Origin of the sequence: Glycocaulis alkaliphilus (assembly GCF_004000605.1) — a bacterium.
GTDB classification, from domain to species: Bacteria; Pseudomonadota; Alphaproteobacteria; order Caulobacterales; family Maricaulaceae; genus Glycocaulis; species Glycocaulis alkaliphilus.
This window is the reverse complement of the sequence record NZ_CP018911.1, coordinates 422,206-437,250: the sequence shown is the minus strand read 5'-3', so window position 1 is coordinate 437,250 and position 15,045 is coordinate 422,206. Positions and strand designations below refer to the sequence as shown.

Here is a 15,045-nt window from a genome sequence, read left to right as displayed (position 1 = left end):
GCGGCGAAATGCGAGCTTTCAGCTCAGGCGAGCTCTCGTACCACTTCATAACCGAGAGTGGGCCGGGCAACCGAAACTTTTCTCAGTCCGGGCCAAAGCGGAGCGAGGCGCTGCGCCACAAAATCGGCAATCGCTTCCATCGATGGACCGGCCAGTCCCTCCACCTCGTTGAGAAGCGCATGGTCCAGTGGCAGCGCCGCGGAGAACAGGTCTTCACGCAGCCGGTCAAGATCTTCCACGCCCGGCTCGGCCTGCACCCAGGCGCGCACCAGATAGGAATGACCGTGAATCTGGCGGCGCGTATCGTCCTCATCCCCGATCGGGGTGAAGTGCGCGGCTTCGATATTCACCTGGGCAGAAATCAGCATCATGGCGCGCGCTCTATACTGCGAAGGGCGGTGCAAGGTAAGCCCTGCCCGCAGGTCGGGGCTTTCAACCACGCGCGCAAGGTTTAGTTTCGTCCCAGATGCAGGAGCATGACATGGCACAGAGCAAAGGGACGGCGCTGATAACCGGCGGGGCCAAGCGTATAGGGCGCGCATTCTGCGAGGCGCTGGCCAAGGACGGCTATGACATTGCCATCCATTGCAACCGCTCGCGCGATGAAGCCGAAGCGCTGGCGCAGACGCTTGAGGGCAAAGGCGTAAAGGCTGGCGTATTCGCCGCCGACTTCTCCGATGGTGCCAATGCCGAAACGCTGATGGAGGAGGCCGCCAAAGCCATGGGGCCGGTCAGCCTGCTGGTGAACTCCGCCTCGATCTTTGAAGATGACAGCGTGGAGAGCGTGAGCGCGCAGAGCTTCCGCGCGCATATGGAGGCCAACACGCTCGCGCCTGTACTCCTGTCAAAGGCCTTCGCCGCGCAGGCCCCGGAAGGCGCGATGATCTTCAACCTGCTCGACTACAAGCTTTTCAACATCAACGCGGACTTCTACTCCTACACCATCTCCAAGGCGGCCCTGAAAGCCATGACGGAGATGCTGGCGCGCGCCCTCGCGCCGCGTATCCGTGTCAACGCGGTAGCGCCCGGCCTGACCCTGCCGAGTCCCTATCATGACGAGGCCACGTTCGAGCGGCTGCATGACGACAACCCGCTGCAATGCGGACCGACGCCGGAGGATCTGGTGCGCACGCTGCGCTGGTTCCTCGCCACGCCCTCGGTGTCGGGGCAGATCGTGTGCGTGGATGGCGGGCAGCATTTCGACCCGCGCCTGACGCGCGACGTGTTCGGCGCGCTTGGCAGCTAGACGCTCGACGGAACTGTCCGCACCGCCTAACTAGAGAGGCTTCAGGACGTGGAAGGTTTTTGCGTCCTTCCTGTTCTGGACATCCTGCCGTGGCCCTCACCTCTCCCGATCCGAAGCGCCCGACGCTTGGCATGACCGAGCTGATCGCGATGACGAGCGCGCTGATGGCGCTCAATGCGCTCTCCATCGACATCATGCTGCCCGCCCTGCCCGATATTGGCCGGGCCTTTGATGCGCTGGGCAATGAACGCCAGCTGGTCATCACCTCCTATGTGCTCGGCTTCGGGATTGCGCAGATTTTCTACGGACCGCTGGCCGATGCGCTGGGCCGGCGCACGGTATTGCTGATCTCGCTGGGCGCGTACTCGCTGGCGACGCTGCTATGTCTGGCCGCACCCGATTTTGGCTGGATGCTGGCCGCGCGCGCGCTGCAGGGCGCCGCGGCAGCCGGCACGCGCGTGATCGCCACGGCCGTCGTGCGCGACCTCGTGTCAGGGCGCAAGATGGCGCAGATCATCTCCATCGCCATGACCTTCTTCATGGCCGCGCCCATTCTCGCGCCGGGTCTGGGCCAGGCCATCCTGCTCGTTGCCAGCTGGGAATGGATTTTTGCCGCCCTGCTGGCGGGCGGCGCGCTGCTGTGGGGCTGGATGCTGGTGCGCCTGCCTGAAACCCTCAGCATCGACAACCGCATCCCGGTACGGATCGGGTCAGCGGCAAAGAATTACTGGCTGGCGGCAAGCAACCGCATCACGCTCGGCTACATGATGGCCGCCGCCTTCATCTTTGGCGGACTGTTTGCCTTCATCGCGACCGCCGAACAGGTGATGGGCGAGCTTTATGGGCTGGAGGTGTGGTTCGCGCTGGCCTTTGCCGGCATCGCGGCGGGTCTGGCGATAGCCAACATCATCAATGCGCGCATCGTGCAGCGCTATGGCATGCGCCGGATTTCCCACTGGGCCATTATCGTCTTCATCGTCATCAATGGCGGGCATGCGCTCTACGCGCTGGTATCCGAGCCGCCCTTCTGGCTGTTCTACCCGCTCCTGACGCTGGGCATGATGCTGTTCGGCATGATGGGGGCCAATTTCTCAGCCCTTGTCCTCGAGCCTGCAGGCAAGCGCGCAGGCACCACCTCCGCGCTCTACGGATCAGTGACGGCAATCGGCGGGGCGATCCTTGGCTCTCTCATCGGCCAGTCTTTCAACGACTCAGTCTTTCCCCTGCTGGCGGGCATGGCAGGGCTTGGCGTTGCCGCGCTGGTGATGGTCGCAATTACCGAGCGCGGTCAGTTGTTTGGCGTAGGCGAGGCCGAAACGGACGCCCCCGGCTAGCGGAAATCTGTCCGCAGGGGGTGTTTTCAGGCATAGTATGGGCGGGTTCACCTTACCGGAGACCCGCCATGCCAACCCGTCACGTGCTCACTGTTCACGGCTGGAGCGCCCGCGATACATCGATGGGCAAACTTGCCGGATTTCTCGGCGGACAGGGCTTCGCCGTGGAGCATGTCTGGCTGGGCGGCTACCCGTCAATGGCCGACGAGGTGCATCTGGCCGATAGCGCGCGGCGGCTCGGTCAGCTTGTCGCCGAGATGCAGGCCGATGGCAGGCTGGGGCCGCGCTTCCATGTCATCACCCACTCCACCGGCGCGCTGGTCGTACGCCAATGGCTCGCCTTCGAGCATGCGGGCGGCGGCGCGCCGGTTGATAATCTCGTCATGCTGGCCCCGGCCAATTTCGGCTCACCGCTGGCGGTGATGGGCCGCTCGGCGCTGGGGCGGCTGATCAAGGGGTTTGGCAACAGCTTCCAGACCGGCACCGAGTTCCTGCACGCGCTGGAGCATGGCTCTGAGCTGCAGGAACGCCTCGCCCTGTCTGACCGTCTGTCACGCGATGGCGACCGGAAGAGCGTGTTCAGCGAGGCGGGCACACGGCCCTATGTCATTACCGGCCTCGATGTCTTCCGGCCGATGGGCATTCTGGGCGAGAGCGCGTGGGACGGCACGGTACGCGCCGCCAGCGCCCATATCGACCCGCAGGGGGTGACGGTTGATTTCAGCCAGCGCGGCGATGACGGCCTGCCCTGGCGGCGCTTGTGGACGCGGCGTGGTCCGGACAGCACCGCCTTTGCCGTGCTGCCCGACCGCCACCATCTCAACATCACCGAACCCTCAGAGCGCGGCGATACGGGCGCAGGGCGTCTGGGGCGGATGATCCTGCAGGCTTTGCGCACCGATGATGCCAAAGGCTACCGGCAGGTGCGTGATGACTGGAGAGCGGTCAACGCCGCGACCCGCACGCTGGTCCAGCCCGATGCCGAAGCCCGCCGCGCCAGCCTGGACTCCGAGGAAGATCTGGGTCCGGACGCCTTCAATGAGCATTATCAGATCGTGTTTTCGGTGCGCGATGATACCGGCCTGCCGGTCAATGATTATTTCGTCTGGCTGACCACACCCACCGAAAACGAGCTTGCCTCGGGTCTGGGTGCATCCGTTTCAAGGCCGGAGGAATACGCGCTGCGCCATGTACTGAAAAAAGTGCATGTGAACCGGCGCGATGCCTCGCGGCGCGTCTTCCATATCGACCGGCGCGTGCTGATGAAGCAGGGCGGGCTGAAATCAGCGATGACGCCGGCCCGCCTGCCTTTGCTGGCTGCGGGGCTCTCTGCGCCGGCACCGGGCAGGCTGATCAGCTATTTTGAACGCGGTGATGCCATGGGATCGGGCCTCATACCGCTGCGCAGCCTGACCGGCGACGGGGAACAATTCCTGAAACGCTATGCCACCCATTTCATCGAAGTGATCGTGCCACGCCGCCCCGATGAGAGCGTGTTCACGGTGCGCGCGAGCGGTTAGGGTCTGGACTTTTCTTTCGTGAACTCCCGGCCAAGCGAAGCGCAGAGCCGGGACCTCGTGCAGGAGAAGCGGCGACAGGCCCCGGATACCGCTTCGCGGTTCCGGGGTTTCAGGAAGTGAGAACCCCCTATCCCTCCCAGCTGGCCGCCATCTCGCCGGTGACGATGCCATCGAGCCGCCAGCCTGCGCCCTCACCCTGTCTGAGCGCCTCGCAGAGCCAGGGCATCAGGACCAGCAGATCGGCTTCGAGCGTGTGGGGCGGGTTGATGATGACGAGGCCCGCGCCGGCCAGCTTGCCCTCGCTCTGAAGATCACGCACCCACATATCGGCGCGCAGAATGGATGATGGCTCCACATCACGCTCGGTGACCAGCCACTCGGCCAGCCCCTCGTCGAACCTGTCGAGCGACCAGAGATCCTTCATAGGCCGCCAGAAGACAAACGTACCCGATGGCCAGCGCTCCAACCCCCTCATCGCCGCTTCGGCAAGGCGCACAAACTCGTCGCGGCTTTCAAAGGGCGGATCGATGAGGACAAGGCCGCGCTTCTCGCGCGGCGGCAGCAGGGCTTTGAGCGCCTTGTAGCCGTCGCGCTGTTCCATTTTCACCCGGGCATTGAGGGCGTAGCGCTTGTCGAGCGTCTTTGAGTCCGCCTCGTGCAACTCGCACAGATGCACCCGGTCAGCGGGACGGATCAGCCGTGCGGACACTTCCGGCGAGCCGGGATAGGCGGTGAGGTCTGCGCCCGTATTCATGGCCTTGATGATACGCAGCAGGGGCGCGAGCACGCGCTCGACATCTGCGGGGCGCTCTGCCGCCATGACCCGGCCAATGCCCTGCTGCCATTCCGGACTGCGCCGCGCGGCATCGCTGGTCAGGTCATAGGCGCCGATACCGGCATGGGTGTCGATGACGGCGAACGGCTTGTCCTTGCGCTTGAAATGCTCAAGGCACAGCGCCAGCACGGCGTGCTTGAGCACATCGGCAAAGTTTCCGGCATGGAAGGCGTGGCGGTAATTCATGGGATGAGCTTCTAGGCGGGCAGGCGAGGCCACGCAATTGTGAACGCGCATCCGCATTGACCCGTCAGGTATCGCGGCTAGCCTGCCCGCCAGATCACAACGGCACCACAGCCGTACCGGGGAGGCATCATGATCAGATCCATCGCAGCAGGGCTTGCAGCCCTTGTTCTTGGCGTTTCCGGCGCTGCCGCACAGGCGCCCGATACCGCAAACGATCCACGCGAACCGCGCGTGTTTGAAAGCCGGGGTGAGGTTACCGCGAATGGCCAGCGTGTGCGCTACCGGGCGGTCGCCGGCGAGACCTTCCTGCGTGATGACGATGGGAAAGCAACCGCCGCCATCTTCTCCACGAGCTATATCCGCGAAGGCGTGTCTGATCCGCGCACCCGGCCCGTAGCCTTCATCTTCAATGGCGGGCCGGGTTCAGCCTCGCTCTGGCTGCATATGGGCGTGTTCGGCCCGGTCCATCTGGTCCTGCCCTCCGAGGCCGAAGACGATGGCGCGGCGCCTTATGACATCCGCTCCAACCCGCATTCACTGCTGGATTCAGCCGACCTTGTTTTCATCGACCCGGTCGGCACCGGCTATAGCCGCGCTCTGGGCGATGCTGACCCGGCCCAGTTCTGGGGCGTCAACGAGGATGCGCGCGCCATCGGCCAGTTCATCCGCATCTGGCTGACCGAGAACCGGCGCTGGAACTCGCCCAAATACCTGATGGGCGAAAGCTATGGCACGACGCGCATCGGGGCGCTGATGAACGAGCTGGAGCTGGGCTGGAACAATGTCGCCTTCAACGGCGTGGTGCTGATCTCGGTCGTGATGGAGATGGCCAATGCGCGGCCCGACAATCCGCTGGGCCTGACCGGATTGCTGCCGGGCTATGCGGCCACCGCCTGGTACCATAACCGGGTGGACCGCTCTGCCTGGAGCAATGATTTCAACGCCTTTCTGCGCGATGCGCGCGACTTTGCCACTGACGAGTTCCTGCCCGTCCTGTTGCGCGGCCATGATGTGGATGAAGCCCGCTTCAACGCCACTGCCGTGCGGATGGCAGAGCTGACGGGTCTGTCGGCAGACTATCTGCGTTCAGCCAGCCTGCGCGTACCGCTTAACCGCTTCCGCACCGAGATACTGCGCGAAGATGGCCGCAGCGTGGGCCGGTTTGATTCCCGCTTTGCCGGGGTGGAGCCGGACTCACTGCGGGAGAACCCCGAAGGTGATCCGTCGGGCTATGGCATCTCGGCGGGCTACACGGCAGCGATGCGCGAGCACTATACCCGCAATCTCGGCGTCGACATCGCTGACACCTATGTGACGCTCGGCGGGGTACGCAACTGGAACTGGAATGCGGGCGAGGCCGGCGGCAACAACTCCTACCTCAACACCTCGATCTGGCTGGAGCGCGCCATGCGGCAGAACTCCGACCTGCGCGTACTGGCCACCAACGGCATCTACGATCTCGCCACGCCCTTCTTTGGCACGGAGATGACGTTCAACCAGCGGGCCTATGACCCGTCACGCGTGACGCTGACCTATTACGAGGCCGGGCACATGATGTATCTGCACCACCCGTCCATCGAACAGCTGGCGCGTGATGTGCGCGAGTTCGTGGCCGCGGGTAACCGCTAGGCGCGCGACTCCCGCGTAAGGTCCGCGACCGCCGCAAGGCCGGTCAGGATCAGAAAGACGGCCAGACTGGTCATGGCCAGTTCCTCACCGCTGGCAGGCGGTTCACCCAAGAGGTGGATCGCCTCCAGCGCGAGGAGTACGCCCACCAGCACGAACGGCCAGATGCGCCCGATAATGCCCTTGCCCCGCGTCGCGCGCAGATAGAAGACCAGTCCCGCAATCACCAGCGCCACCTCAAGGCCGAGCGCCAGCTCCAGATTGTCCCAGAGGCCAAATCCCACCATCGGCCCGCCCGGCCAGAGCAAGAGGTCGGGCACATGGACGATCAGGTCCAGTAGCCAGTGCGAAAAGCACGCCGCGGCCACCAGCAGGCCGCCAGCGAGGCGCGCCTTGCGCGCAATAAGCCAGTAGGCCAGCCCCAAAAGGGCCGACAGCGCGAGCGCACCCGGGAGCGAGTGCGTATAAGGCATATGATGCAGGTCCAGCGGGCTCACGTCGGTGAAGCCCGGCACAATGCGCACCTGCTCGATCCCGGCAAGGATCAGCACGCCCCACACCACATCGATGAACTGGACAGCAAAGAACAGCGCCCAGAGCGGCACGGTTCGGACGAGCACTGGCGCAGCCAGAGCCGGACCATAATGGCCTATGAACATGATGCGCCCTCCCCTGATGCCAATTTGCGGGAGAGCTTAGGGCCTAATGCCCGTCGAACGCCACCAGCGTCGCGACCGGCACGTCGAGCGCGCGGAGACGCTCCACGCCGCGCAGCTCTGGCAGGTCCACGACAAAGGACGCCCCTTCCACATGCGCGCCGGCCCGGCGCAGCAGCTTTACCGCCGCCTCTGCGGTGCCTCCGGTGGCAATGAGATCATCAACCAGCAGGACACGCTCGCCGGGCTTTACCGCATCGGTGTGCATCTCCACCTCGTCCGTGCCGTATTCCAGCTCATAAGACTGGCCGATAGTGGCAAAGGGCAGCTTGCCCTTCTTGCGGATTGGCACAAAGCCGATGGAAAGCTGGTGGGCGATGGCCCCGCCCAGAATGAAGCCGCGCGCCTCAATACCGGCCACCTTGTCGATCTTGGAGCCCGCGTGCGGCGCGATCATCGCGTCTATCGCAGCGCGAAAGGCCCGCGCATCACCCAGCAGGGTGGTGATGTCGCGGAACATGATACCGGGCTTTGGATAGTCCGGGATGGTCCGGATCGCCGCCTTGATGTGGTCCATGAAATTTCCCCGCGCTAAACAGACGGCCAGACCATCCTGTTCAGCGCGGGAGACGTCAAGGCAAAGGGGTGCAGCTAGCCTGCGCTATACGCAACAGCCTGCTGACGCGGCGCGCGTGCCTGCGTGGCGGCACCGTGAAGCTGCGCAAGGGGCGCATGGTCCAGCTCAGTGACAACAAGGGTCACCATGGCCTCAACGCAGACCGGATATTCCACCGACTCGCGCGCGACAATGCCACCGCAATACTCGCCCGCCTCGCTGACCAGACGCGCATAGATGCCTGCCGTGTTGGCTTCATCGTGGAGCGCGACCCGTTCAACATCGAATTCGAAGACCGGCACGTTGTGCGTCTGCTGGGCTGAAGCCACGGCACTGATCGCAAATGATGCAAGGGCAGCGAGAGCAAATTGTTCAAATTTCATTTTGTCCTCCCGGGAGGCTTGGCCAGACGCAAGGCCGGGAATGCCGGACGGCGGCTGACAATGGACGGAAACTGCCGTCCCCACGCGGTCCGCGACACATAATCGTCTCGGATCAGTCACATTACTGTAATACATCTGGATACGGATGAAAAGAGCGCGCGAAACCGCCCGCAAAACCCTATTATCCAACTGATATTTTTGATAGTTTTTTTAATTTGCCGCGAATGTGGTATAAATTGATTTGTAATTTTCAAGCATTTCCGGAGTGCGGCAGCGCCCTTGTCACCACAAGCCTGTGGATAACTTTTCCGGATTATCGTGCAAATCTGGTCCTAGCCGCGCGACAATACGCGCCCTGCAATCGTGGACAGCCGGGCCACCAGATCGGGATCGCGGTGTTCGGGCGCGGTGATGATGGCGTGATCGAGCACGCTGCCAATACCGGCCGGGTCGGGGGTGCGCTCCTGCTTTGACATCACCAAAGTCAGAGCTGAAATCAGATCATGGGCCCGGCCGCTATTGTCCGCCATCACTTTCAGGATGTCGTTGATGTCGACGTCGGAATGCGCATCGCGCCAGCAATCGTAATCGGTCACCATGCAGACGCTGGCATAGGGGAGTTCGGCTTCGCGCGCGAGCTTGGCTTCCGGCATGTTGGTCATGCCGATCACGTCCATGCCCCAGCTGCGGTAGAGAAGGCTCTCGGCGCGGGTGGAGAATTGCGGCCCCTCCATGGCCAGATATATGCCGCCCTCGACCACGTTCTCTACGCCCGCAGAACGCGCCGCCTCCGCCGCCATCGCAGACAGGCGCTTGCAGACCGGATCGGCCATCGGAACATGGGCGACGCAGCCCGGCCCGAAGAAGCTCTTCTCGCGGGCATAGGTGCGATCCACATACTGGTCCACGATGACGAAGCTGCCAGGGTGCAGCTCTTCCTTCATGGAACCGCAGGCCGACAGGGAGAGGATGTCGGTCACGCCCGCACGCTTCAGGGCATGGATATTGGCCCGGTAATTAATGGCGCTGGGTGACAGATGGTGCCCTTTGCCATGACGGGTCAGAAACACCAGCTCCACGCCATTGAGCGTCCCGCGGACCAGCTGGCCCGAGGGCGACCCCCACGGCGTTTCGACTGTCTGCCGGCGCACATTCTCGAGGCCTGAAAGCTGATACAGACCCGATCCGCCGATAATCCCCAACACCCAGCCTGTCATTACTCGGCACTCCTCCAGTAGGCATCCGGGGCGCCAGGCACCCACCGGCTCAATTCGGCCCAGCTTTCCGCACTGCGCAGGGCAATGGATATGAAGGGACGCTTGATCGTCTGATAGGCGTCGCGATCTTTGCGGGTTTTGGCCGCCAGGGCCATCTTGAATTCGCTGTAGTCACGCCGGGACGGCGCGTCGTCGCGCAAGAAGTCACGCAGGAGAAGGGCATTGCGCGCAGCGGCGGCACCGTTGCGGCGGATATGGATATGGACGCGGCGCGCGCCCTTTGCCTCACGAAAGTACAGCTTGCGCCAGTCATCCTCGCCCAGCGCGGCCGGGCTTTCGGGATGCGGCGGGTCATAGGTATTGGCGTCGCGGAAGCGGTAGCCTGCTCCGGCCATTGCTGCCGCAATCCCCTCGTCTTCGAGGCGCATCACCAGAGCCTGTATGTCTATGACGTCCTTGGCGGCAAGCCCCGGCACCGCAGTGGAGCCGACATGGTCAACCCGCAAGGCAAGCGGGCCCAGCGCGGCGGCGACAGCCTCGGCGTGGCTGAGGCCTTCCTCCACCCAGCGGGGCTCATAGGCGATGACGTCGATCGGGTCTTTCTTCATGCCGTCCTGATAATGCCTGAAACAGAAAAACAAAACGGGCCGCCCCATGCAGGAACGGCCCGTTTCAGCAAGGTATCGGCGTTACTGCGAAGTAGCCTAGTGCTTCACTTTCGACCAGATCTGGCGATAGGTGAAGAACAGCAGGCCGCACAGAATGACGAGATAGGCCAGCACCATCAGGCCGAGACGCTTGCGCTGCTCCATGTGGGGGTCTGACGCCCACGCCAGGAACTCGGTCACGTCATTGGCCATCTGCTCGACGGTCGCCTCTGTACCATCGTTATAGGTGAGCAGCCCGTCTTGGAACTGAGGCGGCATCGCAATCAGCCCGCCCGGGAAGTACGGGTTGTAGTAGAGGCCAGCGCCCACGGTGACGCCTTCAGGCGGCTCTTCCCCGTAGCCCATCATCAGCGAGCGGATATAGGGCGCGCCATAGTGGCGGGCGCGCGTAATGATGGAAAGATCAGGCGGATAGGCGCCGTTATTGGCCGCCCGGCCCTGCGCCTCGTTGGCATAGGGCGAGGGGAAGCGGTCAGACGGACGGCCGGGGCGCTCGAACATGTCGCCATACTCGTCCGGCCCGTCCTCGACAATGTACTCGGCCGCAATGGCGCGCACGATCGGGTTGTCGTTCGGATTGGGGTAATTGGGGTCATGGAACGGGCCGCCGGGCTGTCCCAGATGGCGGATCGCCAGATGCTCCAGGCTGTGGCACGCCGCGCAGACCTGGTTGAACACGTAGAAGCCCCGCTGGACCGCGCCGCGGTCAAACGAGCTGAAAGGCCCGTCGAACGAGAAGCGGTGGTCTTCCGGCTTGCGGTACTCGCCGGCGGCAGAGGCCAGGCCTACAGCGGCCAGAGCCCCGGAAGCGGCAACGAAAAGGGTGCGGATCAGACGCATTGTTCCATTCACTCCTATTCAGCCGGAACCGCGGCAGGCGCGGGTTTGGACGTGTTACCCAGGACCGATTCCTCGATCGAAGCCGGCCGTTCGGATGGTTTTTCCACGAAACCCAGAACGGGCAGGATCACGAGGAAGTAGGCGAAGTAGTAGATGGTCAGCACCCGGCCCAGCAGCAGGAAGTCGACACCGATTGCGCCCAGTCCGGGTACCGGCGTGTCGGGCAGTTCCGCGCCCGCCCAGCCCAGACCAAGGCAGGCGACCACGAAGAAGCCGAAGAACCAGCGCGCCAGCGGGCGGTAACGCATGGAGCGCACTTTGGAGGTGTCGAGCCACGGCAGCACAAAGAGAATGCCGATAGCGCCGAACATCAGCAGCACGCCGCCCAGCTTGTCCGGCACAGCGCGCAGGATGGCGTAGAACGGCAGGAGATACCATTCCGGCACGATCAGCGCAGGCGTGACCAGCGGGTCAGCGGGGATGAAGTTGTCCGAGTGACCCAGCGCGTCCGGCCAGTAGAAGACGAAGAAGGCGAAGATCACCATGAACAGCGCGATGCCGAACCCGTCCTTCGAGGTGTAGTAGGGGTGGAAGGGCAGCGTGTCGCGATTGGACTTCACCTCGATGCCGGTCGGGTTGTTATTGCCCGGCACGTGCAGAGCCCAGACGTGCAGGCCAACCACACCCGCGATCAGGAACGGGATCAAATAGTGCAGCGAGAAGAAGCGGTTCAGCGTGGCATTACCCACCGAGAACCCGCCCCACAGCCATTCGGTGATCGGGCCGCCAATGATCGGGAAGGCGCCCAAGAGGTTGGTGATCACCATCGCGCCCCAGTAGGACATCTGGCCCCAGGGCAGCACATAGCCGAGGAAGGCAGCGGCCATCATCAGCAGATAGATGACAACGCCGAGAATCCACAGCAATTCACGCGGCGCCTTGTAGGAGCCGTAATAGAGACCCCGGAAAATGTGCATGTAGACGGCGAGGAAGAACATGGATGCGCCCACCGCGTGGATGGAGCGAATCAGCCAGCCATAGTTCACGTCGCGGTCAATGCGCTGCACGCTGGCAAAGGCGTGGTCGATATGGGGCACGTAGTGCATGGCGAGCACGATGCCGGTGATGATCTGGATCATCAGGCAGACGGTGAGAATGCCACCGAACGTGTACCAGTAATTGAGGTTGCGGGGCGTCGGGAAATCCACAAAGGAGTCCCAGCCCAGACGCACAACCGGCAGGCGCGCATCCAGCCATTTGGTGAAGCCGGTTTTCGGTTCGTAGGTCGAAGGTCCGCTCATCGCTTGTTTTTCCCCTAGCCGAGACGCAGCACTGAGGCTGAGGTGAAGGTCATGACAGGCACGGAGAGATTCTCCGGCGCCGGCCCGCGGCGGATACGCCCCGAGGTGTCGTAGTGAGAGCCATGGCACGGGCAGAACCACGCGCCGTAATCGCCGGCGCCTTCGGTCGGCACGCAGCCAAGGTGGGTACAGTTCGCGCTGGTGACCAGAAGGGCGGCGCGCAGCGCGTCTTCGATCTCGACACCGTCGGCAATTTCGGCCGTCATGGCAGAGCGGTTCTCGTCGGTGGCCGGCACGCCATCGCCCAGATTGAAATTGCGGGCATCCCGGTCCGGGAGGCTGGCAATATCGACATCGCGCGCTGATTCCACTTCAGCAGCGGTGCGGCGGCGCACGAAGTGCGGGCGCTCGCGATAGATCACCGTGATTTCCTGGCCCTCTTCCAGCTCGCCGATATTCACCTCGGTGGAGGCCAGCGCGAGCGTATCAGCCGCCGGGTTCATCTGGTCGATGAACGGCCAGATCGTAAACGCGCCACCGACGGCAAGCGCGCCGCCCGTTGCAATGTAAATGAAATCGCGGCGGCTTGGCTCTTGGCCATGGGCGCCGGTGTTTTCAACAGCTTCTGTCACGCGCAGACCTCTCTCACGGCGGCTGGTAACGTCGCCTACGCCACCTGTATGGCGTAAGTCTGCACGCAGCCGCAAGGCCCGCGCAGACACGTCGTTCCCATTGATCTAGCGCGACAGGCCGGCCCCGCCCTTGCGTCTCAACGCCGCAGCGTCCGCCCCGTCAACGCTTTCTGGTGCGGCGGGATTAGAATGAGAACCGCAATTTTTCAACCAGATTATCTGCGTGAAAGCGTCTCAACCTGCCGATTTGGCAGGCGGACGGGCCGTTGAAGCGGCTCCTGAGGGCAGAATAGCCACGCCGGAAACAGCGGCCGGCTTGTGGAAAACCGTGGCGCGGGACCATTTCCTCGCGCCGCAGAGACATGCGCAGCGCAGCGCCAGTTCTGGAGGCAGGCCGGACGCCCGGCAATATCGCCGCTAGGGAAGGGTGAAGCCCGCCCGCACGAGCGCTTCGCGCACCGGCTCAATGCGCGCGCCGGCACGCTGGTTTAGGCCGACGGGGTCTTGATCCAGGCTGTTCTTGCGCTGGGCTGCTGCATCTGCAGCACTGTCAGCATCAATGCCGGTGAAGAAGGCGATACGGCGCACCTCGTTCTCGGTGTCCGCGGCTAGATCCTCGTAGCGCACGGTGAGGAACCGGCCCGGGAACAGGGTTTCCCAGTGCTCCACCAGCCGGTTATGGGCAGCGAGCGCGCGGGCAATATCATCTGCGTGATAGGTCCAGTGACGGGCGCGCTGGTAGCGGGTTTTCAGAATCGACCAGGCCTGATCAAGCGGGTCACGGCGAATGCGCACGAACCGCGCAGCCGGCAGGCAAAGCCCGATTGCGCCCGCCGCCAGTTCGCCCAGCGATGTCGGATCAACCCAGCGGCGCACATCGCCGAGAAGTTCCTGCGCATACTCCAGATACGCCTCGCCTACCCCCGTCAGCACATTGCCCTCGCCCGGCGCCGAGAGCGCTGCATGGATGTGCTCGCGCGTCTGGTCACCCAAGGGTGACGCGCTCATCCAGAACAGCGAGTTGCTGCGGGGCAAGGCGGCTACGTCGGCCGGTGCGGCAAGCACTGATGCCAGCCAGCTGGCACCGCAAGAAGGGGGCGCGACGATGAAGACCGGACGGCTGTCGATCAGCCCCGCCTCCTCGTTTGCGCCGGTAAAGCTGGAATCGTAGACAGTCAGTATCCGTCTTACACCTTCCTCGTGCTGGTCCATGTCAAACGGGGCCGATGCGCGGTAGAAGGCGGCCGCCTCGGCAACACGGCGCGAGGCGACATCGTACTCGCCGACATCCTCGTAGGCTTTCGCCAGCGCATAAGACAGAATGCCCCGGTCCCGCGCGCTCATCTCTTCACCCGCAGAGATTCGCGCCTGTTCCAGCTGCGCCAGATCATCATCGCCGGCCACGAAGGTCTTGGCTTTGACGAGCCCTTCCCAGGCGAGTGCGTCCAGCCCGTTGGAGGACAGCGCCGAGCGGAACAGGACTTGCGCCTCGTTCTTCAGACCGAGATCAAGCAGGATACGCCCGACACGCCGGTTCAGTCCGGCATCGCGCGGATTGGCAGCCAGCAAGGGCTGCAGGGTTTGCAGCGCGGAGCGGTGATCGCCGCCAGAGGCGTAGGCGCTGGCAAGCCAGATATGGGACTGGGGGTCATCGGGCACCTGCTCGACCAGCCTGTGGCAGGCACCCAGCAGGCAGGCTATATCGCCCGCTTCGTTCATGATGCCGGCAACTTCACTCCAGCGCGAGCCCAGCTCGATACCGGAATTGACGAGCGCGCGCGCTTCAACCGACATGCCCAGCAAATCCTCACGCGAGGCTGCATTGTGAAGGCCCGCAAGCGGATCATCCTGTCGCGGCTGAAGCATGTCAGCTCCGTTGGGCTGGTGCCGTGCTGGCAATGAAATGCCGCAAGCCCCCTGCTGCGGCCCGGTAAAACTAGCCAAGCTTGACGGGCAAGGCCAGCCTGCGGCACTGCGTCACTTGC

Annotated in this window: 15 protein-coding genes; 4 read left to right on the top strand and 11 right to left on the bottom strand. The window is 63.6% G+C overall.

Features of this window, described 5'->3' with window-relative positions; genetic code table 11:
* Positions 1-23: 23 nt before the first annotated feature.
* Positions 24-371 (bottom strand): 6-pyruvoyl trahydropterin synthase family protein, encoded by a 348-nt coding sequence (locus X907_RS02110; protein ID WP_170175424.1) that lies wholly within the window; start codon positions 369-371, stop codon positions 24-26.
* Positions 372-481: 110 nt separating this feature from the next.
* Here X907_RS02110 and X907_RS02105 point away from each other — a divergent pair, with 110 nt between their 5' ends.
* The 3 genes from X907_RS02105 (at position 482) to X907_RS02095 (ending at position 4,100) form a co-directional block, all read left to right on the top strand.
* The gene (locus X907_RS02105; protein WP_233352484.1) at positions 482-1,246 is read left to right on the top strand and encodes an SDR family oxidoreductase; all 765 of its coding nucleotides are present in this window, start codon (positions 482-484) and stop codon (positions 1,244-1,246) included.
* 89 nt (positions 1,247-1,335) lie between these two features.
* Positions 1,336-2,580, top strand: coding sequence for a multidrug effflux MFS transporter (locus X907_RS02100; protein ID WP_233352483.1), 1,245 nt, complete (start codon positions 1,336-1,338; stop codon positions 2,578-2,580).
* Positions 2,581-2,648: 68 nt separating this feature from the next.
* Entirely contained in the window at positions 2,649-4,100 is a 1,452-nt protein-coding gene (locus X907_RS02095; protein ID WP_127565410.1) for an esterase/lipase family protein, read from the top strand.
* Between the two features lie 127 nt (positions 4,101-4,227).
* Here the strand turns inward: X907_RS02095 and X907_RS02090 are convergent, their stop codons facing one another.
* Positions 4,228-5,121, bottom strand: coding sequence for a 23S rRNA (adenine(2030)-N(6))-methyltransferase RlmJ (locus X907_RS02090; RefSeq protein ID WP_127565409.1), 894 nt, complete (start codon positions 5,119-5,121; stop codon positions 4,228-4,230).
* A 129-nt stretch (positions 5,122-5,250) separates the two neighbouring features.
* Between X907_RS02090 and X907_RS02085 the strand changes: the two genes are divergently transcribed.
* Positions 5,251-6,750, top strand: a complete 1,500-nt coding sequence (locus tag X907_RS02085; protein ID WP_127565408.1) for a S10 family peptidase — start codon at positions 5,251-5,253, stop codon at positions 6,748-6,750.
* On the opposite strand, the gene X907_RS02080 is transcribed toward X907_RS02085, so the two are convergent.
* The 9 genes from X907_RS02080 to X907_RS02040 all read right to left on the bottom strand — a co-directional run bounded on the left by X907_RS02080 (position 6,747) and on the right by X907_RS02040 (position 14,926).
* The gene (locus X907_RS02080; protein ID WP_127565407.1) at positions 6,747-7,406 is read right to left on the bottom strand and encodes a hypothetical protein; all 660 of its coding nucleotides are present in this window, start codon (positions 7,404-7,406) and stop codon (positions 6,747-6,749) included. The genes X907_RS02085 and X907_RS02080 overlap by 4 nt on opposite strands.
* Positions 7,407-7,449: 43 nt before the next feature.
* Positions 7,450-7,980: an adenine phosphoribosyltransferase gene (locus X907_RS02075; protein ID WP_127565406.1), complete on the bottom strand. Its 531-nt coding sequence runs from the start codon at positions 7,978-7,980 to the stop codon at positions 7,450-7,452.
* A 74-nt stretch (positions 7,981-8,054) separates the two neighbouring features.
* A complete protein-coding gene (locus X907_RS14395) occupies positions 8,055-8,402 on the bottom strand; it encodes a UrcA family protein (protein WP_170175423.1) in 348 nt (115 codons plus the stop codon).
* 332 nt (positions 8,403-8,734) lie between these two features.
* Positions 8,735-9,619: an S-methyl-5'-thioadenosine phosphorylase gene (locus X907_RS02065; RefSeq protein WP_127565404.1), complete on the bottom strand. Its 885-nt coding sequence runs from the start codon at positions 9,617-9,619 to the stop codon at positions 8,735-8,737.
* Entirely contained in the window at positions 9,619-10,227 is a 609-nt protein-coding gene (locus X907_RS02060; RefSeq protein WP_170175422.1) for a GrpB family protein, read from the bottom strand. The genes X907_RS02065 and X907_RS02060 overlap by 1 nt, the downstream gene beginning before the upstream one ends.
* A 96-nt stretch (positions 10,228-10,323) precedes the next feature.
* Positions 10,324-11,127 (bottom strand): cytochrome c1, encoded by an 804-nt coding sequence (locus tag X907_RS02055; protein ID WP_127565402.1) that lies wholly within the window; start codon positions 11,125-11,127, stop codon positions 10,324-10,326.
* Positions 11,128-11,141: 14 nt separating this feature from the next.
* Positions 11,142-12,428 (bottom strand): cytochrome b, encoded by a 1,287-nt coding sequence (locus X907_RS02050; RefSeq protein WP_127565401.1) that lies wholly within the window; start codon positions 12,426-12,428, stop codon positions 11,142-11,144.
* Positions 12,429-12,442: 14 nt separating this feature from the next.
* On the bottom strand, positions 12,443-13,060 hold the full coding sequence (petA, locus tag X907_RS02045) for a ubiquinol-cytochrome c reductase iron-sulfur subunit (protein WP_127565400.1): 618 nt from the start codon (positions 13,058-13,060) through the stop codon (positions 12,443-12,445).
* 417 nt (positions 13,061-13,477) lie between these two features.
* Entirely contained in the window at positions 13,478-14,926 is a 1,449-nt protein-coding gene (locus X907_RS02040; protein ID WP_127565399.1) for a tetratricopeptide repeat-containing sulfotransferase family protein, read from the bottom strand.
* Between the last annotated feature and the right edge of the window lie 119 nt (positions 14,927-15,045).